This window comes from Oribacterium asaccharolyticum ACB7, assembly GCF_000238075.1.
Classification (GTDB): domain Bacteria; phylum Bacillota; class Clostridia; order Lachnospirales; family Lachnospiraceae; genus Oribacterium; species Oribacterium asaccharolyticum.
The window spans coordinates 479,473-493,436 of record NZ_JH414506.1 but is presented as its reverse complement, the minus strand read 5'-3'; the positions used below and the strand labels follow the sequence as shown (position 1 = coordinate 493,436).

Sequence of the window (13,964 nt, the reverse complement as noted above, 5' to 3'; positions counted from 1 at the left end):
AGGAGGAAAACATTATGAATTTAAAAGGTATTGTTAAAATAGCAGTATTTTCTGTTATAGGATTTGTGTTGACAATGGGGTTAGGATTTCTAACAGGTTCTTTCGGAATGGTTCCAAGTTTATACTTGTCGTCCGCATTGCCAACAATTATTGTTGCACCAGTCTTTGTGATTATGTGTAAACAAGTTGCACAAAGAGGAGCTGCATTTTTGTACTTCTTGTTATTGGGTGTATTCTATGCTCTTATGGGAATGTGGCCGGTAATTGTTGTTTGTGCTATTGCAGGTATATTAGCAGAACTTGTAATTGGTAAAAAGGAAAACTATTCAGATAAAAATATGAAAGTAGGATTTGGATTTGGAGCAGGTATGTTCGTTTACTCATTACATGCTATGTACTTTGCATTTGTGTTTGGTGTCGAAGGGCTTACAAAGCAATTTCCAAAGATGTTTACAACAGATTATGCAACATTTCTCTACAATTTTTACTCCCCTAAAAATATTGTGATTTGCCTAATAATTGCAATTATAGCTTCAATTATAGGTGCTTATTTTGGAACATATATCTATAATAAATTTTTTAGTGATAGGAAGAAAAAAAGTGTCTTATAAGGGTGAAAAAAATAATATAAACTCATACCAACTATCAGATAAAATCAATCCGCTTACTATAGTTGGGTTGATTTTACTCTTTTCAGTTGTTTTAACGGTAGGTGGAGAGTATCAATATTGGATTGCACTTGCTTTTGCTTCAGGATTGTTACTTTTGTTTTCGCTTAGAAAAACACTTTCCACCATACTTACTTTAGCAATAATATGGGGAATTCTTTATTTGCTAAAACCATATTTAGGAAGTGTATTCGTAGGGTCAATCTATACTTTGTTACTCATTATCATAAAATTTTCGCCAATTTTCATTTTGGGAAGAGCTTTGTCTTCATATAGTTCTTCGCATCTAATTGCTGCATTTAGAAAAATTGGAATTGATGGTGGAATTGGTATAGGAATCACAGTATTTTTTCGTTTTATTCCGGAAATTTCTATTAGGATGAAGGAAATAAACGATGGCATGAAAATCAGAGGATTTAAAGCAAGCATTTTCAAACCGATTAAAACATTTGAGTTATATTTTGTTCCTCTTATGTATAAGTGCATAGATATAAGCGACACCTTAACTTGTTCAATCATATCAAAAGGTATTGAATATGATGGGAAAAAAACAAGTTTCCATGAAGTGAAAATTACATTTATTGATATTGCAATGATGATTGGGGGAATGATTTTGTTAGGGGCGAGTTTATGGAAAATATTTTAGAGGCAGTAATCAAATCATTTCATTATGGTGAGGATTTGATATTGAAAGATTTAAAAATGTCTGTAAAGAAAGGCGAAATTATAGTCTTAACAGGTCTTTCCGGATGCGGAAAAACGACACTTTTAAGATTGCTAAACGGGCTTATTCCGTCATTTTATGACGGTGATTTGGACGGCGAAATTAAGATTTTAGGGAAGGATATAACTACATATAAAAAGGGAGAGTTAGCTAAATATATTGGCAATGTATTTCAAAATCCTAAAGATCAATTTTTTTGTGATGTAGTTGAAGATGAAATTGCTTTAGTAGGTGAAAATTTAGGCTTAGACAGGGACACTCTAAAAGAAAAAGTTGAAAAAGCAATGGACTTGTTAGGAATAAACCATATTAGCAAAAAATCCATTTTTAAATTATCAGGAGGAGAAAGGCAAAAGGTAGCTATAGCCGGAACTCTTATCTATGATACGGATATTATTTTTTTTGATGAGCCATCAAGCAGTCTTGATTACGATAGTATAAAACATTTCAGTGAAATACTTCTAAGATTGAAGGCGATGGGAAAGACAATAATTATAGCGGAACATAGGCTTTATTATTTAAAAGAGATTTTTAGCAGATTGATTTATATAAAAGACGGTACAATATGTGATGTTTTTCCGAATGGTAGTCTTAGCAATAATAAATGTAAGGAACTTGAGTTAAGAACGCTTAATGAAAGAGAATTGATATCAGAAAAAGAACCTATTGCTGCTAAAAGCTATATCAAAGTAAATAAAGCCTGCATTCATCAAGGTAAAAGGACTTTGATAGAAGACTTAACCTTTGAGCTTGGAGAAAGCGAAATAATGGGAGTGATTGGTTCTAATGGGATTGGAAAAAGTACCTTGGCAAAAGCATTATGCGGGTTGTCTGAAAAATATTTAGATGTCAGTTATGGAAATAAACAAAGAGAAAGGCTTAGAAATTCATATTGCGTGTTACAAGATGTAGATGCTCAGATTTTTTTAGACACCGTAGAAAATGAGTTGATATTTTGTAAAGATAAAAACTCGGAAAGTGATTTAGAAAAAATACGAGAATATCTGAAAGATACAAACCTGTGGCATAAAAAAACTAATCATCCGCAGAAACTATCCGGTGGACAAAAACAACGACTGGCAATTATTACTTCATTTTTATCCGGTCGTAAGCTGATAATTTTGGATGAACCAACATCAGGTCTTGATTATAAAAGTATGAAAATTATGTCCGATTTAACGACAGAAAAAGCAAAGGAGATTCCAATTATAATAATTACTCATGACTTAGAGCTGTTGTTTAAAACCTGTCATTCTGTCTTAATGCTCGGTGATAATGGTTATAAAAAAATATCTGTAAAGGGAAATGAAGCGTTAATCATGGATTTTATGGATAAAAAAGGAAATTTATTGAAGGAGGAAAACTATGTTAAATAAGGTTTTCGAATATGCCGGTTCGCATAAAAAATCAATACACTTGGCAAGTTTTATTATGCTTATTAGTGTAATTATGGGTGTGTTACCATTTCTATTTGCATATCAGATTATCAATCCACTTGTTTTAGGTGAACAATTAGAATTTGAAAGAATTGCTATTTTACTTACAAGTATTTTAGTTTGCTTAGTGCTACAAGCTGTCTTAGGTGGGATAGGTCTTAATGTCTCCCATAAAGCAGCATACAACACGTTGCTTGGACTTCGAACATCCTTACAGAAAAAAATGGAAAATCTTCCATTAGGTGTTGTTGAAGAAAAAGGGACAGGTACAATCAAAAAAATGTTTGTGGATGATATTGGTAGTTTAGAAGTGCTTTTAGCTCATTCACTTCCTGAAGGAATAGCGAACTTAATTGTTCCTATTATGGTTTACATTTCAATGTTTTTTATTGATTGGAGATTAGCGTTAATGTCATTGGCTTCTATTCCGATTAGCATTCTCGCAATGATGATTATGTACTCTGTAGGTATGAAACAAATGGGACCATATTATATGGCAAGCGGAAAAATGAATAATACCATTATTGAGTATGTAAACGGTATGGAAGTTGTAAAAGTATTCAATAAGCAAACGGAATCTTATGAACGCCTTTCTAAAGATATCAGTAATTATAGAGATTATGCACTCGCTTGGTATAAGACGGCATGGCCATGGATGGCGTTATACAGTGCCTTACTTCCATGCACGATTATTTTAACATTGCCTCTTGGTGGTTACTTTGTGTATATGGGCTATGCAAGTCTTTCTAACTTGATATTGATATTATGTCTTTCTTTAAGTATAGGATTGCCACTGCTGAAAGCTCTTGGATTTTTACCAACTATGCCACAGTTAAATTATAAGATTTCTGCTTTAGAACAAGCCTTAAATATGGCTCCTTTAAAACAAGGAGAAAATGATTTTAAGGGAACAGGACAGACCATTTTATATGATAATGTTACCTTTGGCTATCAGTTGAGCAAGATGGGAGAAAATGGACAGCCTGAAACCTATATTAAAAATGTTATTCATAATGTTAGTTTTACGGCAAGAGCCGGTGAAAAGACAGCGATTGTTGGCGAATCCGGTTCAGGAAAAAGTACTTTGACTAAACTTTTAATTCATTACTATGATGTTTTAGATGGAAGCATAAGTATTGGTGGACAAGACTTACAGGATATAAGATTGGAATCACTCAACAAACAAATTTCTTATGTAGCACAAGACCAATATCTATTTAATACATCGCTTTTAGAAAATATTCGCATTGGTAATTTAGCTGCCAGTGATGATGAGGTTATAGAAGCAGCTAAAAAAGCACAGTGCATGGAATTCTTAAATAGACTTCCGGATGGTATTTATTCTTTAGCAGGGGAAGCAGGAAAGATGCTTTCAGGTGGAGAAAGGCAAAGAATATCATTAGCGAGAGCTATTTTGAAAAATGCTCCGATTGTTGTACTTGATGAGGCAACAGCCTACGCAGATCCGGAAAATGAAGAAAAAATGGAAGCAGCTATTCGTGAACTTGTAAAAGGAAAAACCCTAATTGTTATTGCACATAAGTTGCCATCTATTATAGATGCAGATCAGATATTGGTTATGGATCATGGTCGTTTAGTTGCGAATGGAAAGCATAAAGACTTATTAGAATCTTCAGCAGAATATCGTAAATTATGGGATGCGACACTATTTAGTAAAGATTGGAAAATCAGCAGAAAGGAAGGTGAAATGAATGTTTAGACTAATTTCAAGAATTTTAAATTTATCAGGTAAATACAAAAACAGAATAAAGTCCGCATTTATATTTGCCTTTGTTGAATCTATATTAAGTAAAATGCCGATATTTATTGCATTTACCGTTTTGATTGGATTTTATGAAAAAAGGAATACGTCCCAAACTTTTCTATATGTAGGAATAGGACTTGTTTTAGTGGTTTTACTACAAGCTGTGGTTCACTTCTTAAGCGATAAATTACAAAGTGCAGCCGGCTTTATGATTTTTGCTGATAAAAGAATGGAGCTTGGAAATCATCTTAGAAAGCTCCCTATGGGATATTTTACAGCAGGTAATTTAGGAAAAATAAATTCAGTTTTAAGCTCAGATATGGCTTTTATTGAAGAAGTTTCCATGAGTACGATTGCCAATATGATGAGCTATGTATTATCAACGCTTGTACTAACAATATTCATGTTTGTTTTAGACTACAGAATTGGACTGATTGCGGTGGGGGTAACATTGGTTGCAACACTGCTTGCAAATGGCATGAATAAGATGTCTTTATCGGAATCGGCTATTAGACAAGAACAAAGTGAAAAACTAACGGATGCCGTTTTATCATTCGCTGAGGGTATAAGTGTTATTAAAAGCTACAACCTTTTAGGAGAAAATTCTAAATCTCTTACAGATAATTTTGTATCTTCAAAGGACACATCTATAAAATTTGAAAATAAAATAACACCATGGACAACAGGTTTAAATATCATTTATGGAATTGGTATTACATTTATTTTAGCGGTGGCTTTATATCTCAATTATCAAGGAACTTTGGGACTTCCGTATATGCTTGGGCTTATTTTGTTTGTGTTTGACTTATTCAGCCCTTTAAAAACACTTTATGGAGAAGCTACAAGGCTTACTGTAATGAACGCTGCTTTGGATCGCATTGAAGAGGTGTTAAATGAAACTGAATTACAAGATGTAGGGAAAAATCATATTTCAAAATCTGAGACCTCAGAACCTGAAATTTGTTTTAATCATGTTAAATTTTCTTATGGTGAAAAAGAGGTATTACATGATATGAGTTTTGAAATGAATAAGAATACAATGACGGCTTTAGTTGGACAGTCCGGGGGAGGTAAATCCACAGTAGCAAATCTTTTGGCAAGATTTTGGGATGTAGACTCCGGTGAAATTTTGATTAGAGGAGTGAATATAAAGGATGTTTCACTATCTGAATTGATGTCGGAAATTAGTATGGTTTTCCAGAGAGTATATTTATTTCAAGATACGATTTTTAATAATATTGCCATGGGGAAAGAAAATGCGACAAAAGAAGAAGTTATAGAAGCTGCCCAAAAAGCAAGATGCTATGATTTTATTATGGCACTTCCTGATGGATTTGACACAATGATTGGAGAAGGAGGAGCAACTCTATCAGGTGGTGAAAAACAAAGAATTTCTATTGCTCGCTGCATATTAAAAGATGCTCCTATTGTAATTCTTGACGAGGCAACAGCAAGTGTTGATGTGGACAATGAAAGCTATATACAGGAAGCAATCAGTGAATTGGTAAAGAATAAAACATTATTAGTTATCGCCCACAGATTAAATACTATTAGAGATGCTGACAATATTATTGTAATTAAGGAAGGTAATATTGCAGAGCAGGGGACCCATAGTGAGTTAGTTGCTTTAAATGGGATTTATAAAAATATGGTAGAACTACAAAGTAAAAATAATGGCGTAAAAATACTGTAAGAATATATTTGTAATAAATGGAGGTATGTACTTGAAACAGGATATAAAAGAACAATTACTAACAAAAAAACCGATAGATTTACTCTTTCAGTTATCTATTCCGGCAGTTATCGGAATGATTGTTATCGGTTTGTATCCGTTAATGGACGGAATATTTGCAGGGAAAATTATAGGACAAACAGCAATGACTGCCTGCGGCGTTGCAATGCCACTTACCTTTTTTAACAGCGGTGTTTCAACTTTACTTGGTGTAGGTTCTGCATCTGTACTTTCAAGAGCAATCGGTAAAGGAGATCAAAAAACTGTAGATAAAATTATGGGTAACCTAATCTATTGGGTGATTTTCTTCTCTGTAATTATTACAGTTGGAGGAATACTTCTTGCTCCGCATTTTTTAGATATGGTCGGCGCAACGGGTGAAATCAAAGCCTATGGTATTAGATACCTTAGAGTGATTTTTATAGGCTCTCTATTTGTAAACTTCACACAGTCCGCAAACATGGTTATGCGTGGTGAAGGACTGATGAAAAAAGCTATGACGATTATGGGACTTGGGGCATTACTGAATATTATTCTTGACCCTATCTTAATGACTGTTATGGGTGAATATGCGATTGAAGGTGCTGCCCTTGCAACCATCACAGCACAATTTGTTCAGGCAGTGGCAACACTACATTATTTCTTGAAAAAGAGTAAAGTTGTTAAAATCCATAAGATAAAGTCTGATCCGGAGATAAAAAAAGAAATGTTTGGGGTAGGATCATCAGCTATGATGATGCAGCTTTTATTTATGATACAACAAACTATGCTTTATAAAATGGCATTTAAATATGGCGGAGATACCAATGGAATTTTGATGGCGGCATCACTTCGTGTATATGCCTTTTCATTTATCCCTCTTTGGGGAATGAGTCAAGGCTTACAGCCTGTTGTTGGAACGAACTTCGGAGCAAAGCAATATGACAGAGTGAGAGAAGCTATGAAGGTCTTTTCTATCGGCGGTTTGGTTCTTGCAGGAATCTTTTGGATTCCATCCCTACTGCTGTCAAGTCAGATACTTTCGTTATTTGGTGTAGAAGCAAATATTATTGCACAGGGTGTTGGAAACTTTAGATTGTTCTATTCCGTATTTATCTTGTATGGAGTAATGGTTATGACTGTTACTTTCTTCCAATCAATCGGAAACGGAAAGAAAGCAGGAATTATTGTAATGCTTAGACAGCTTTTCATATTTGTTCCTGCAATGATTCTTTTACCAATGGCCTTTGGAGTAAAAGCTGTTTGGTTCACGCAGCCACTTGTTGATTTCATTATGATTGTTGTTGGCATTTTCATGATGATTGGGGAACTGAATAAAATGGGGAAAGAAAAAGTTCAAGCATAAAATTTCTTATTAGGTGTTTAGAATTTGAAACATTAGAAGGACTTAATTTATGGAAAATAGTTAGCTATAAAATGGAGGGTTAGAAATGGAAAAGTCTATATATTTATTTGAAAGAATAAACCACAATAAAAATAGTCCTTTTTCCTATAAGCTTTATAGCTGTTTGTCTTTCCATATGCTCGTCTAAACAATTAAATATAATTAAAGGAAGAACAGGTTTCTTTCATTTTCGAGGACTTCTTATGCCAAGGTGCAGGAGTCCTCCTTTTTTTGCCTGAAAACAAGCAGACAAAAAAAGAATGGAGGAAACATATATGCCAAAAGAATATTACCTTTATGTCAATGGACAAAAGGTCAAAGTCAGTGAGCAGATATACAAAGTCTACTGGCGAGAAAGAGAACACGAGAAGTATTTAGAGCAGGTGGACAGAAAAAACCACTTGCTCTTTTTTTCATCATTGGATCATGACGGACATTTTATAGATAACATCGCTGATGAAAGCGTTGATGTAGAAAAGATTGTTGAAACACAGATGATGATTGAAGCAGTCCGAAATGCTATATCAATGCTCAATGCAGAAGAAAGAGATATTGTTGAACGCTTATATTTCAATGATGAAACGCTATCAAGCATAGCGAGAGGTAAGAAAGTGAGCTATCAAGCTATACAATGGCGAAAAAATAGCATTCTTAAAAAACTAAGGGTGCTATTGGAAGAATTTATGAAGTAATCGCCTTGTGCATGAAGGCAGATTTTCCTTTTATAAAGTGAAGGGAGATCTGTCCTCTTAATTTAATTGAAGAATTATTTTCAAGAATAACTTAAAAGAAAATCTCTCTGAAAGCCAATAGGTAATTGTTCTTTGACAACTGAATAGACCAAGGTAGGACTTTATCTACTTGTGGAGAATTATGACTTACGCCATGATCTTTCTGCTGAAAGCAATTTCGGTTCTATGAATACTGGGTTAGCCAAGGATACAAGAAAGTGAGCGATAAATAAGAATACATAAAAAACAGAGGTGGCAATCTGTTCGGTGATACAAGTAGCGATAATGATACTTCAATAGTTTAAGCCGGCTCGTCTTAATAAGGGGCGGAGGTGAGATTCCTATGTTGCTGCCAAGCACCTACCAATGTCATAAAACTTAAAAATGATTTTTAACGAGGAGGGTTTAGAATGAATAACGAATTACTAAAATATAGCCTCCAATTATCTATGCTATCTATCTTGCTTTCCAAACATTTACTAAATGACATTGAATACAGGAAGATAAAATTAAAACTGATGAAAAAGTACAACATTTCAACAGAATTATATTTATAATGTTTTGCAAGTGTGGTATAATGAAACTGCATAGAAAGATACAAAAAAGGAGGCGGATGCAGTGAAAAAAGATGTAAAAGTTATTAAAGGTGATACCACACTGAAAAGAACTGCATCAGGCTGTGTTGAACGCTCAATAAAACGAGTGGCAGCTTATTGCAGAGTTAGTACGGACACTGAAGATCAGATTAACAGCTATAATTCTCAGGTGGAACACTACACAGAATTTATCAAGAAAAATAAAGAGTGGACTCTCGCTGGAATATATGCTGACGAAGCGATAACAGGAACACAGGTTGATCGAAGAATTGACTTTCAAAGGTTGATAAATGACTGTATGAATGGCGATATAGATATGATAATTACAAAGTCTATATCAAGATTTGCGAGAAACACATTAGACACCTTAAAGTATGTAAGAAAGTTAAAGGAGTTTAATGTTGCAGTCTTTTTTGAAGAGGAAAATATAAACACCTTAACAATGGACGGGGAGTTGCTTTTAACAATTTTAAGTTCAGTTGCTCAACAGGAAGTAGAGAATATTTCAGCCAATGTCAAAAAAGGTTTGAGAATGAAGATGGAAAGAGGAGAAATGGTCGGCTTTCAAGGGTGTTTAGGCTATGACTATGATCCGGAAACTAAAAGCATTTCTATAAATGAAAAAGAAGCTGAGATTGTAAGGTATATTTTCAGAAGATATATTGAAGGTGTTGGCGGTATGGTAATTTCCAGAGAACTGGAAGAACAAGGATATTTATCGCCAAGAGGAAATAAAAGATGGACTGAAACAACTGTTTTAGGAATCATAAAAAATGAAAAATATAAAGGGGATCTTATGATGGGAAAGACCTATACGGTTGATCCTATTTCAAAGAGAAGATTGGATAATTTCGGAGAACAGGATAAGTTTTATATAGAAAACCATCACGAGCCAATCATTTCAGAAGAAGATTTTGAAAAAGCTCAAGGTATTAGATTGAGAAGGTCAAAAAACAGAAATACTGTTGCCAATAATGGTGGTAAAAGAGAAAAGTATTCAAGAAAATATGCTTTTAGCAGTATGCTTGAATGTGGATTTTGCGGTCATAATCTTTCAAGAAGAAATTGGCATTCGAGTTCAGAATATACAAAAGTTATATGGCAGTGTGTCAATGCTACTAAAAACGGAAAGAAGTATTGTCCGCATAGTAAAGGGATTGAAGAAGAAGCCATAGAAAAAGCATTTATGGAAAGCTATCGTCAGGTATGCCATAATAATGTGGAAATTACCAATGAATTCCTTAAAACTGTGGAAGAAGAATTGAAAGACAACAGTTTAGCTAAAGATCTGAAGAAGATAACAAATCAACTTGATAAGGTACTAAAGAAAGAAAAGGATCTTGTTGAGTTAAGGCTGAATGAGTCAATCAGCATGGATATATATCAGGACAAGTATAATGAAATAGCTATTAGTAAAGAGAAACTACTTGCAGAAAAGAGGACTTTAGAGGTAACACTTACCGATGAAAAAGCATTGAAGAAAAGGCTTGAGGGATTTAAAAAATTACTTGAGTCCAATAAATACCTTGAGGAATTTGATAGAGCTGTATTTGAAAGTATAGTAGATAAAATCATCATTGGGGGAACTAACGATGAAGGAGAAATTGATCCTGCAATGATTACTATCATATATAAGACAGGGAAAAAGGATTCTCAGGACGGAAGATTATTTAAGAGCAGAAGAAAAAATGCTAAGGAAGTTAATGAGGAAACTGACAATAAATTGTATCCTCAATCAAGCGACGAGGTTAATAATTTGTGTTCCTATCCTATGGACAATACATGTGGAGACGGTAGCGTTATTGTCCAAACTAGATGTCGATAAACATATTGATGTTGAAATCAAGCTGGATGAGCTTGATTTGACAAGTGCTGAAAGTAAAGCGTCTTATGCACAAATTAAGGAATATATATTAGAAAAATTTGATTTAAAGGTTTCGACACTCTATATTGCACAGATTAAAAAGAAGTGTGGAATTGTACTGAGGGAGCATTATAATAAATCGAAAAAAGAGAAACAAATTATTCCACAATGCACACCGGAAAAAGAGGAAGCTATCATGGATGCTTTAAGGCATTTTAAAATGATTTAAGAGAAAGGAGATGTATTATATGAGGTGGATATTAAAGATAATTTTATTTCCAATAATATTACTTCTATCAATACTAATTTCTTTCTAAAATTCATAATCAGTGTTAGTGGAATGATTTTAGGAATATTATCGTTCTTAGTGCTATTAGGTTCATTTACAGCACTTATACAAAAAGTCGCAACTAATATTTGAATCAAAGAATAGATATGTATTTATCTATTTTGGATTAGTTAAAAAAGTAGTTAGACAACTAGATTTTTAAGGTGAAAATAATGAGTTTATCTGATAAATTATTTAATCAAATAAAGCAACTTTCTACTAATATTACAGAGGAGAATTATTATGCCTGTCACGAGCAGGGATATGATATTTTGAGTAAAATAAAGGATTTAGGTATCGAACAAGAGCATACATACAACCTGCTTTTTAAGTATCACAACAGTTTAGAGGATGGCTTGTCTAAAGAGTGGATTGCAGATCTGTTAGATTGTATATGCGGGTGGTGTGCTCCACATAAATACATTTGGGGGAATAGAGAGGAATAGCAACTCTGATTTGTTATAACTATTTTGTCGATTTGATCTTATGAGGAATAATATGGATTGTATACATGATAGAAACAGCAACATACTTTTCAGCCTTCATGACAGCAGGGTGAATAAGATAAAATATCATAATAATACTTTGACATTAAAAGTACATAAAATATTCCAATTTGTGGATGATGAAGAAAAAGCATATCCGGGTGAAATATGCTTTAAAGATTGTGATGTGGACCTATGCAATGTTCTGATATTTAATAAAACCTTAGGTGAAGGACGTTTCAATGGAAAGTCTATTTGCTTACAACAGTTTATGGATGAATATTCAGGCTTGGATTTTGAAATAATTACTGAAGGATATTTTGGCAACACAACCACATATACAGTATGGCTTTGGGAAAATGGAAAGGCTCCGGTGTCTGCAATTATGTACATTTGGAATAGTGGCGATATGGTGTATCGTGTCGAGAAATAAATTATATGTTTATATCATAGAAGTCATGTAGATGTCAGAGCTATAAATTTGAATTTGCTGAGGTGAAGAAAATGAATATTAAATTTGAGAATATTAAGATAAGAGAAGCTGAAATTTCTGATGCTAATATATTAACTAATTGGTGGAATGATGGGAAAGTAATGGCTCATGCTGGATTTCCAAGGGGATTAGGGACGAACATTAAAGAAGTAGAAAAACAAATTAAATCTTATGAAGGAAAATTAAGTAAACTTTGTATTATAGAAATTGGTAATATTCCAATTGGGGAAATGAGTTATGGAATCGGAGATGGCTTTGCAGAAGTTGGCTGGAAATTATGCGATGAAAATTTTCAAAATAAAGGCTACGGGACAAAAATAATAAATAAAACCTTTGAATTTATATTTAATGATAAGAAAATAAATGACGCAGTTAATATAGAAAAAATTATCTGGGATACTAATCTAAATAATAAAAGAGCTCAAAAAGTATATGAAGATAAAGTACATGCAATAAGAGTCAAGGTTGAAAAAGATGCTTGGGAAGATCAAAACGGAGAATTACAATCATCAGTATTATATGAAATGCCTAGGGAAAGATTTGAAAAATTACAGAAGGATAATTAAATAATATAGATAATCACTATTAGTAAATTGACTTCTAAACTAAAGAATCTATTGGATTAAGTATAGTTTATGTGTTGCTTAGAGCCATTATTTACTATGTGAGAGAGATAAGATGTTGATTAATCTGTTAATGAAACATCCGGATTATACACAAACCAAAATTGCGGAGGAGTTAGATTGGGATGTTAATACTGTGAAATATTACATGAATAAGCCAAAAAAGAATTTTGTAATAATGCGTCATGGGACAAGCCAAAGCGGTTACTGGGAAGTGTTGTATAAGGGTTGAGGCGATGAAATTCCATGCACTCGCGAAACCAGACGGGGTTGAGACGATGGGCGCTTCAATTCTCGAACAAGTGCCATTTCATACGGGTTTCTGAAAACGGTAGATATGTTCCCGAGAACGAACGGACTTGAAATGCTCGATTCTCTACTTAGCTTGGTCAATCAAATGGGGTATGATGTGTATATTTATAACTCGACAAAAACAGCTTTGCCTGCGTACCATATTATTATTCCGGGATTAAGTGAATTACTGCCGGTAACAGATAGCACTATCATTCAAAATGCTATTGAATTCGAAAAGAGCTGTATCATTATTGAGGAAAAAGCAACTTGCCTAACAGTAAAGGATGTTGATTCAATACTAAAAGTATTGATAGAAAAGCATATTTCGCCAGAAACTCCGCTGAGCTTTTTCTTGAGAAATATTCGACTCTCTGGTGATGAGCATCCATATACAATGGTTTCTGTTTCGCTTTTTATTTGTATGCTGTATTTATTCAAAAAAGATATAATTCAGGCAGAAAAATGGATGCATACATATTGCCAAGCACTGGATAAAGAAGATGAAAACAGTTGCTATTACTTCTGCTATGAATTGATGCTTCACTTGAAAAATCAAAATTCAGATGATGCTACTATCTATAATTATCTGAGAAATTTTTTCGATGAAAATCTTGTGCAAATGGTTTTTGAAGATTTTAGGGGCAATCCATTTGAAGCGCTTCCGACAATGCACTGTCAGGAACCTTGTGATGAAAATTGTGAATTGTATTCATATTGTATTACTAGAACAGAAAAAGAGATATACAGGAACATAAGGAGTAAAGTACTAACCTAGGCATACTAAAGTTGCGGCGCGTACGTAAGTTCTGAAAATCGTTTCGGTAAAGACAAGGAGAATGAA

At 33.6% G+C, this 13,964-nt stretch carries 14 protein-coding genes; all 14 read left to right on the top strand.

The genetic code is table 11. The features are described 5' to 3' along the window. Positions 1-14: 14 nt before the first annotated feature. The 14 genes from HMPREF9624_RS10270 to HMPREF9624_RS10200 all read left to right on the top strand — a co-directional run bounded on the left by HMPREF9624_RS10270 (position 15) and on the right by HMPREF9624_RS10200 (position 13,898). Positions 15-611 (top strand): MptD family putative ECF transporter S component, encoded by a 597-nt coding sequence (locus HMPREF9624_RS10270; RefSeq protein ID WP_009537690.1) that lies wholly within the window; start codon positions 15-17, stop codon positions 609-611. Beyond that, entirely contained in the window at positions 601-1,314 is a 714-nt protein-coding gene (locus HMPREF9624_RS10265; protein WP_009537689.1) for an energy-coupling factor transporter transmembrane component T family protein, read from the top strand. The genes HMPREF9624_RS10270 and HMPREF9624_RS10265 overlap by 11 nt, the downstream gene beginning before the upstream one ends. After that, positions 1,299-2,768: an ABC transporter ATP-binding protein gene (locus tag HMPREF9624_RS10260; protein WP_009537688.1), complete on the top strand. Its 1,470-nt coding sequence runs from the start codon at positions 1,299-1,301 to the stop codon at positions 2,766-2,768. Before HMPREF9624_RS10265 ends, HMPREF9624_RS10260 begins: the two co-directional genes overlap by 16 nt. Beyond that, on the top strand, positions 2,758-4,548 hold the full coding sequence (locus HMPREF9624_RS10255) for an ABC transporter ATP-binding protein (protein WP_009537687.1): 1,791 nt from the start codon (positions 2,758-2,760) through the stop codon (positions 4,546-4,548). Before HMPREF9624_RS10260 ends, HMPREF9624_RS10255 begins: the two co-directional genes overlap by 11 nt. After that, complete coding sequence (locus HMPREF9624_RS10250) at positions 4,541-6,286, top strand: ABC transporter ATP-binding protein (protein WP_009537686.1); 1,746 nt, start codon at positions 4,541-4,543, stop codon at positions 6,284-6,286. The genes HMPREF9624_RS10255 and HMPREF9624_RS10250 overlap by 8 nt, the downstream gene beginning before the upstream one ends. 31 nt (positions 6,287-6,317) lie before the next feature. Then, positions 6,318-7,670 (top strand): MATE family efflux transporter, encoded by a 1,353-nt coding sequence (locus HMPREF9624_RS10245; protein ID WP_009537685.1) that lies wholly within the window; start codon positions 6,318-6,320, stop codon positions 7,668-7,670. A gap of 314 nt (positions 7,671-7,984) precedes the next feature. Next, complete coding sequence (locus HMPREF9624_RS10240; protein ID WP_009537684.1) at positions 7,985-8,401, top strand: sigma-70 RNA polymerase sigma factor region 4 domain-containing protein; 417 nt, start codon at positions 7,985-7,987, stop codon at positions 8,399-8,401. A gap of 657 nt (positions 8,402-9,058) precedes the next feature. Beyond that, a complete protein-coding gene (locus HMPREF9624_RS10230; protein ID WP_009537683.1) occupies positions 9,059-10,861 on the top strand; it encodes a recombinase family protein in 1,803 nt (600 codons plus the stop codon). Then, the gene (locus HMPREF9624_RS10225; RefSeq protein ID WP_009537682.1) at positions 10,821-11,129 is read left to right on the top strand and encodes a hypothetical protein; all 309 of its coding nucleotides are present in this window, start codon (positions 10,821-10,823) and stop codon (positions 11,127-11,129) included. Before HMPREF9624_RS10230 ends, HMPREF9624_RS10225 begins: the two co-directional genes overlap by 41 nt. A gap of 272 nt (positions 11,130-11,401) precedes the next feature. After that, positions 11,402-11,674: a hypothetical protein gene (locus HMPREF9624_RS10220; RefSeq protein ID WP_009537681.1), complete on the top strand. Its 273-nt coding sequence runs from the start codon at positions 11,402-11,404 to the stop codon at positions 11,672-11,674. A gap of 52 nt (positions 11,675-11,726) precedes the next feature. Further along, positions 11,727-12,146: a hypothetical protein gene (locus HMPREF9624_RS10215; RefSeq protein WP_009537680.1), complete on the top strand. Its 420-nt coding sequence runs from the start codon at positions 11,727-11,729 to the stop codon at positions 12,144-12,146. Between the two features lie 71 nt (positions 12,147-12,217). Next, positions 12,218-12,772 carry a GNAT family N-acetyltransferase gene (locus HMPREF9624_RS10210; RefSeq protein ID WP_009537679.1) on the top strand — a complete coding sequence of 185 codons (555 nt, stop codon included), beginning with the start codon at positions 12,218-12,220 and terminating at the stop codon, positions 12,770-12,772. Positions 12,773-12,884: 112 nt separating this feature from the next. Next, complete coding sequence (locus HMPREF9624_RS12385) at positions 12,885-13,061, top strand: winged helix-turn-helix transcriptional regulator (protein WP_009537678.1); 177 nt, start codon at positions 12,885-12,887, stop codon at positions 13,059-13,061. Between the two features lie 165 nt (positions 13,062-13,226). Next, positions 13,227-13,898, top strand: coding sequence for a hypothetical protein (locus tag HMPREF9624_RS10200; RefSeq protein WP_154646770.1), 672 nt, complete (start codon positions 13,227-13,229; stop codon positions 13,896-13,898). Positions 13,899-13,964 lie beyond the last annotated feature (66 nt).

Bases quoted from the DNA above. Each gene is read 5' to 3' on its own strand.
- HMPREF9624_RS10270 (WP_009537690.1), top strand. From the start codon at position 15: ATGAATTTAAAAGGTATTGTTAAAATAGCAGTATTTTCTGTTATAGGA.
- HMPREF9624_RS10260 (WP_009537688.1), top strand. From the start codon at position 1,299: ATGGAAAATATTTTAGAGGCAGTAATCAAATCATTTCATTATGGTGAG.
- HMPREF9624_RS10255 (WP_009537687.1), top strand. From the start codon at position 2,758: ATGTTAAATAAGGTTTTCGAATATGCCGGTTCGCATAAAAAATCAATA.
- HMPREF9624_RS10250 (WP_009537686.1), top strand. From the start codon at position 4,541: ATGTTTAGACTAATTTCAAGAATTTTAAATTTATCAGGTAAATACAAA.
- HMPREF9624_RS10240 (WP_009537684.1), top strand. From the start codon at position 7,985: ATGCCAAAAGAATATTACCTTTATGTCAATGGACAAAAGGTCAAAGTC.
- HMPREF9624_RS10220 (WP_009537681.1), top strand. From the start codon at position 11,402: ATGAGTTTATCTGATAAATTATTTAATCAAATAAAGCAACTTTCTACT.
- HMPREF9624_RS10215 (WP_009537680.1), top strand. From the start codon at position 11,727: ATGGATTGTATACATGATAGAAACAGCAACATACTTTTCAGCCTTCAT.
- HMPREF9624_RS10210 (WP_009537679.1), top strand. From the start codon at position 12,218: ATGAATATTAAATTTGAGAATATTAAGATAAGAGAAGCTGAAATTTCT.
- HMPREF9624_RS12385 (WP_009537678.1), top strand. From the start codon at position 12,885: ATGTTGATTAATCTGTTAATGAAACATCCGGATTATACACAAACCAAA.
- HMPREF9624_RS10200 (WP_154646770.1), top strand. From the start codon at position 13,227: ATGGGGTATGATGTGTATATTTATAACTCGACAAAAACAGCTTTGCCT.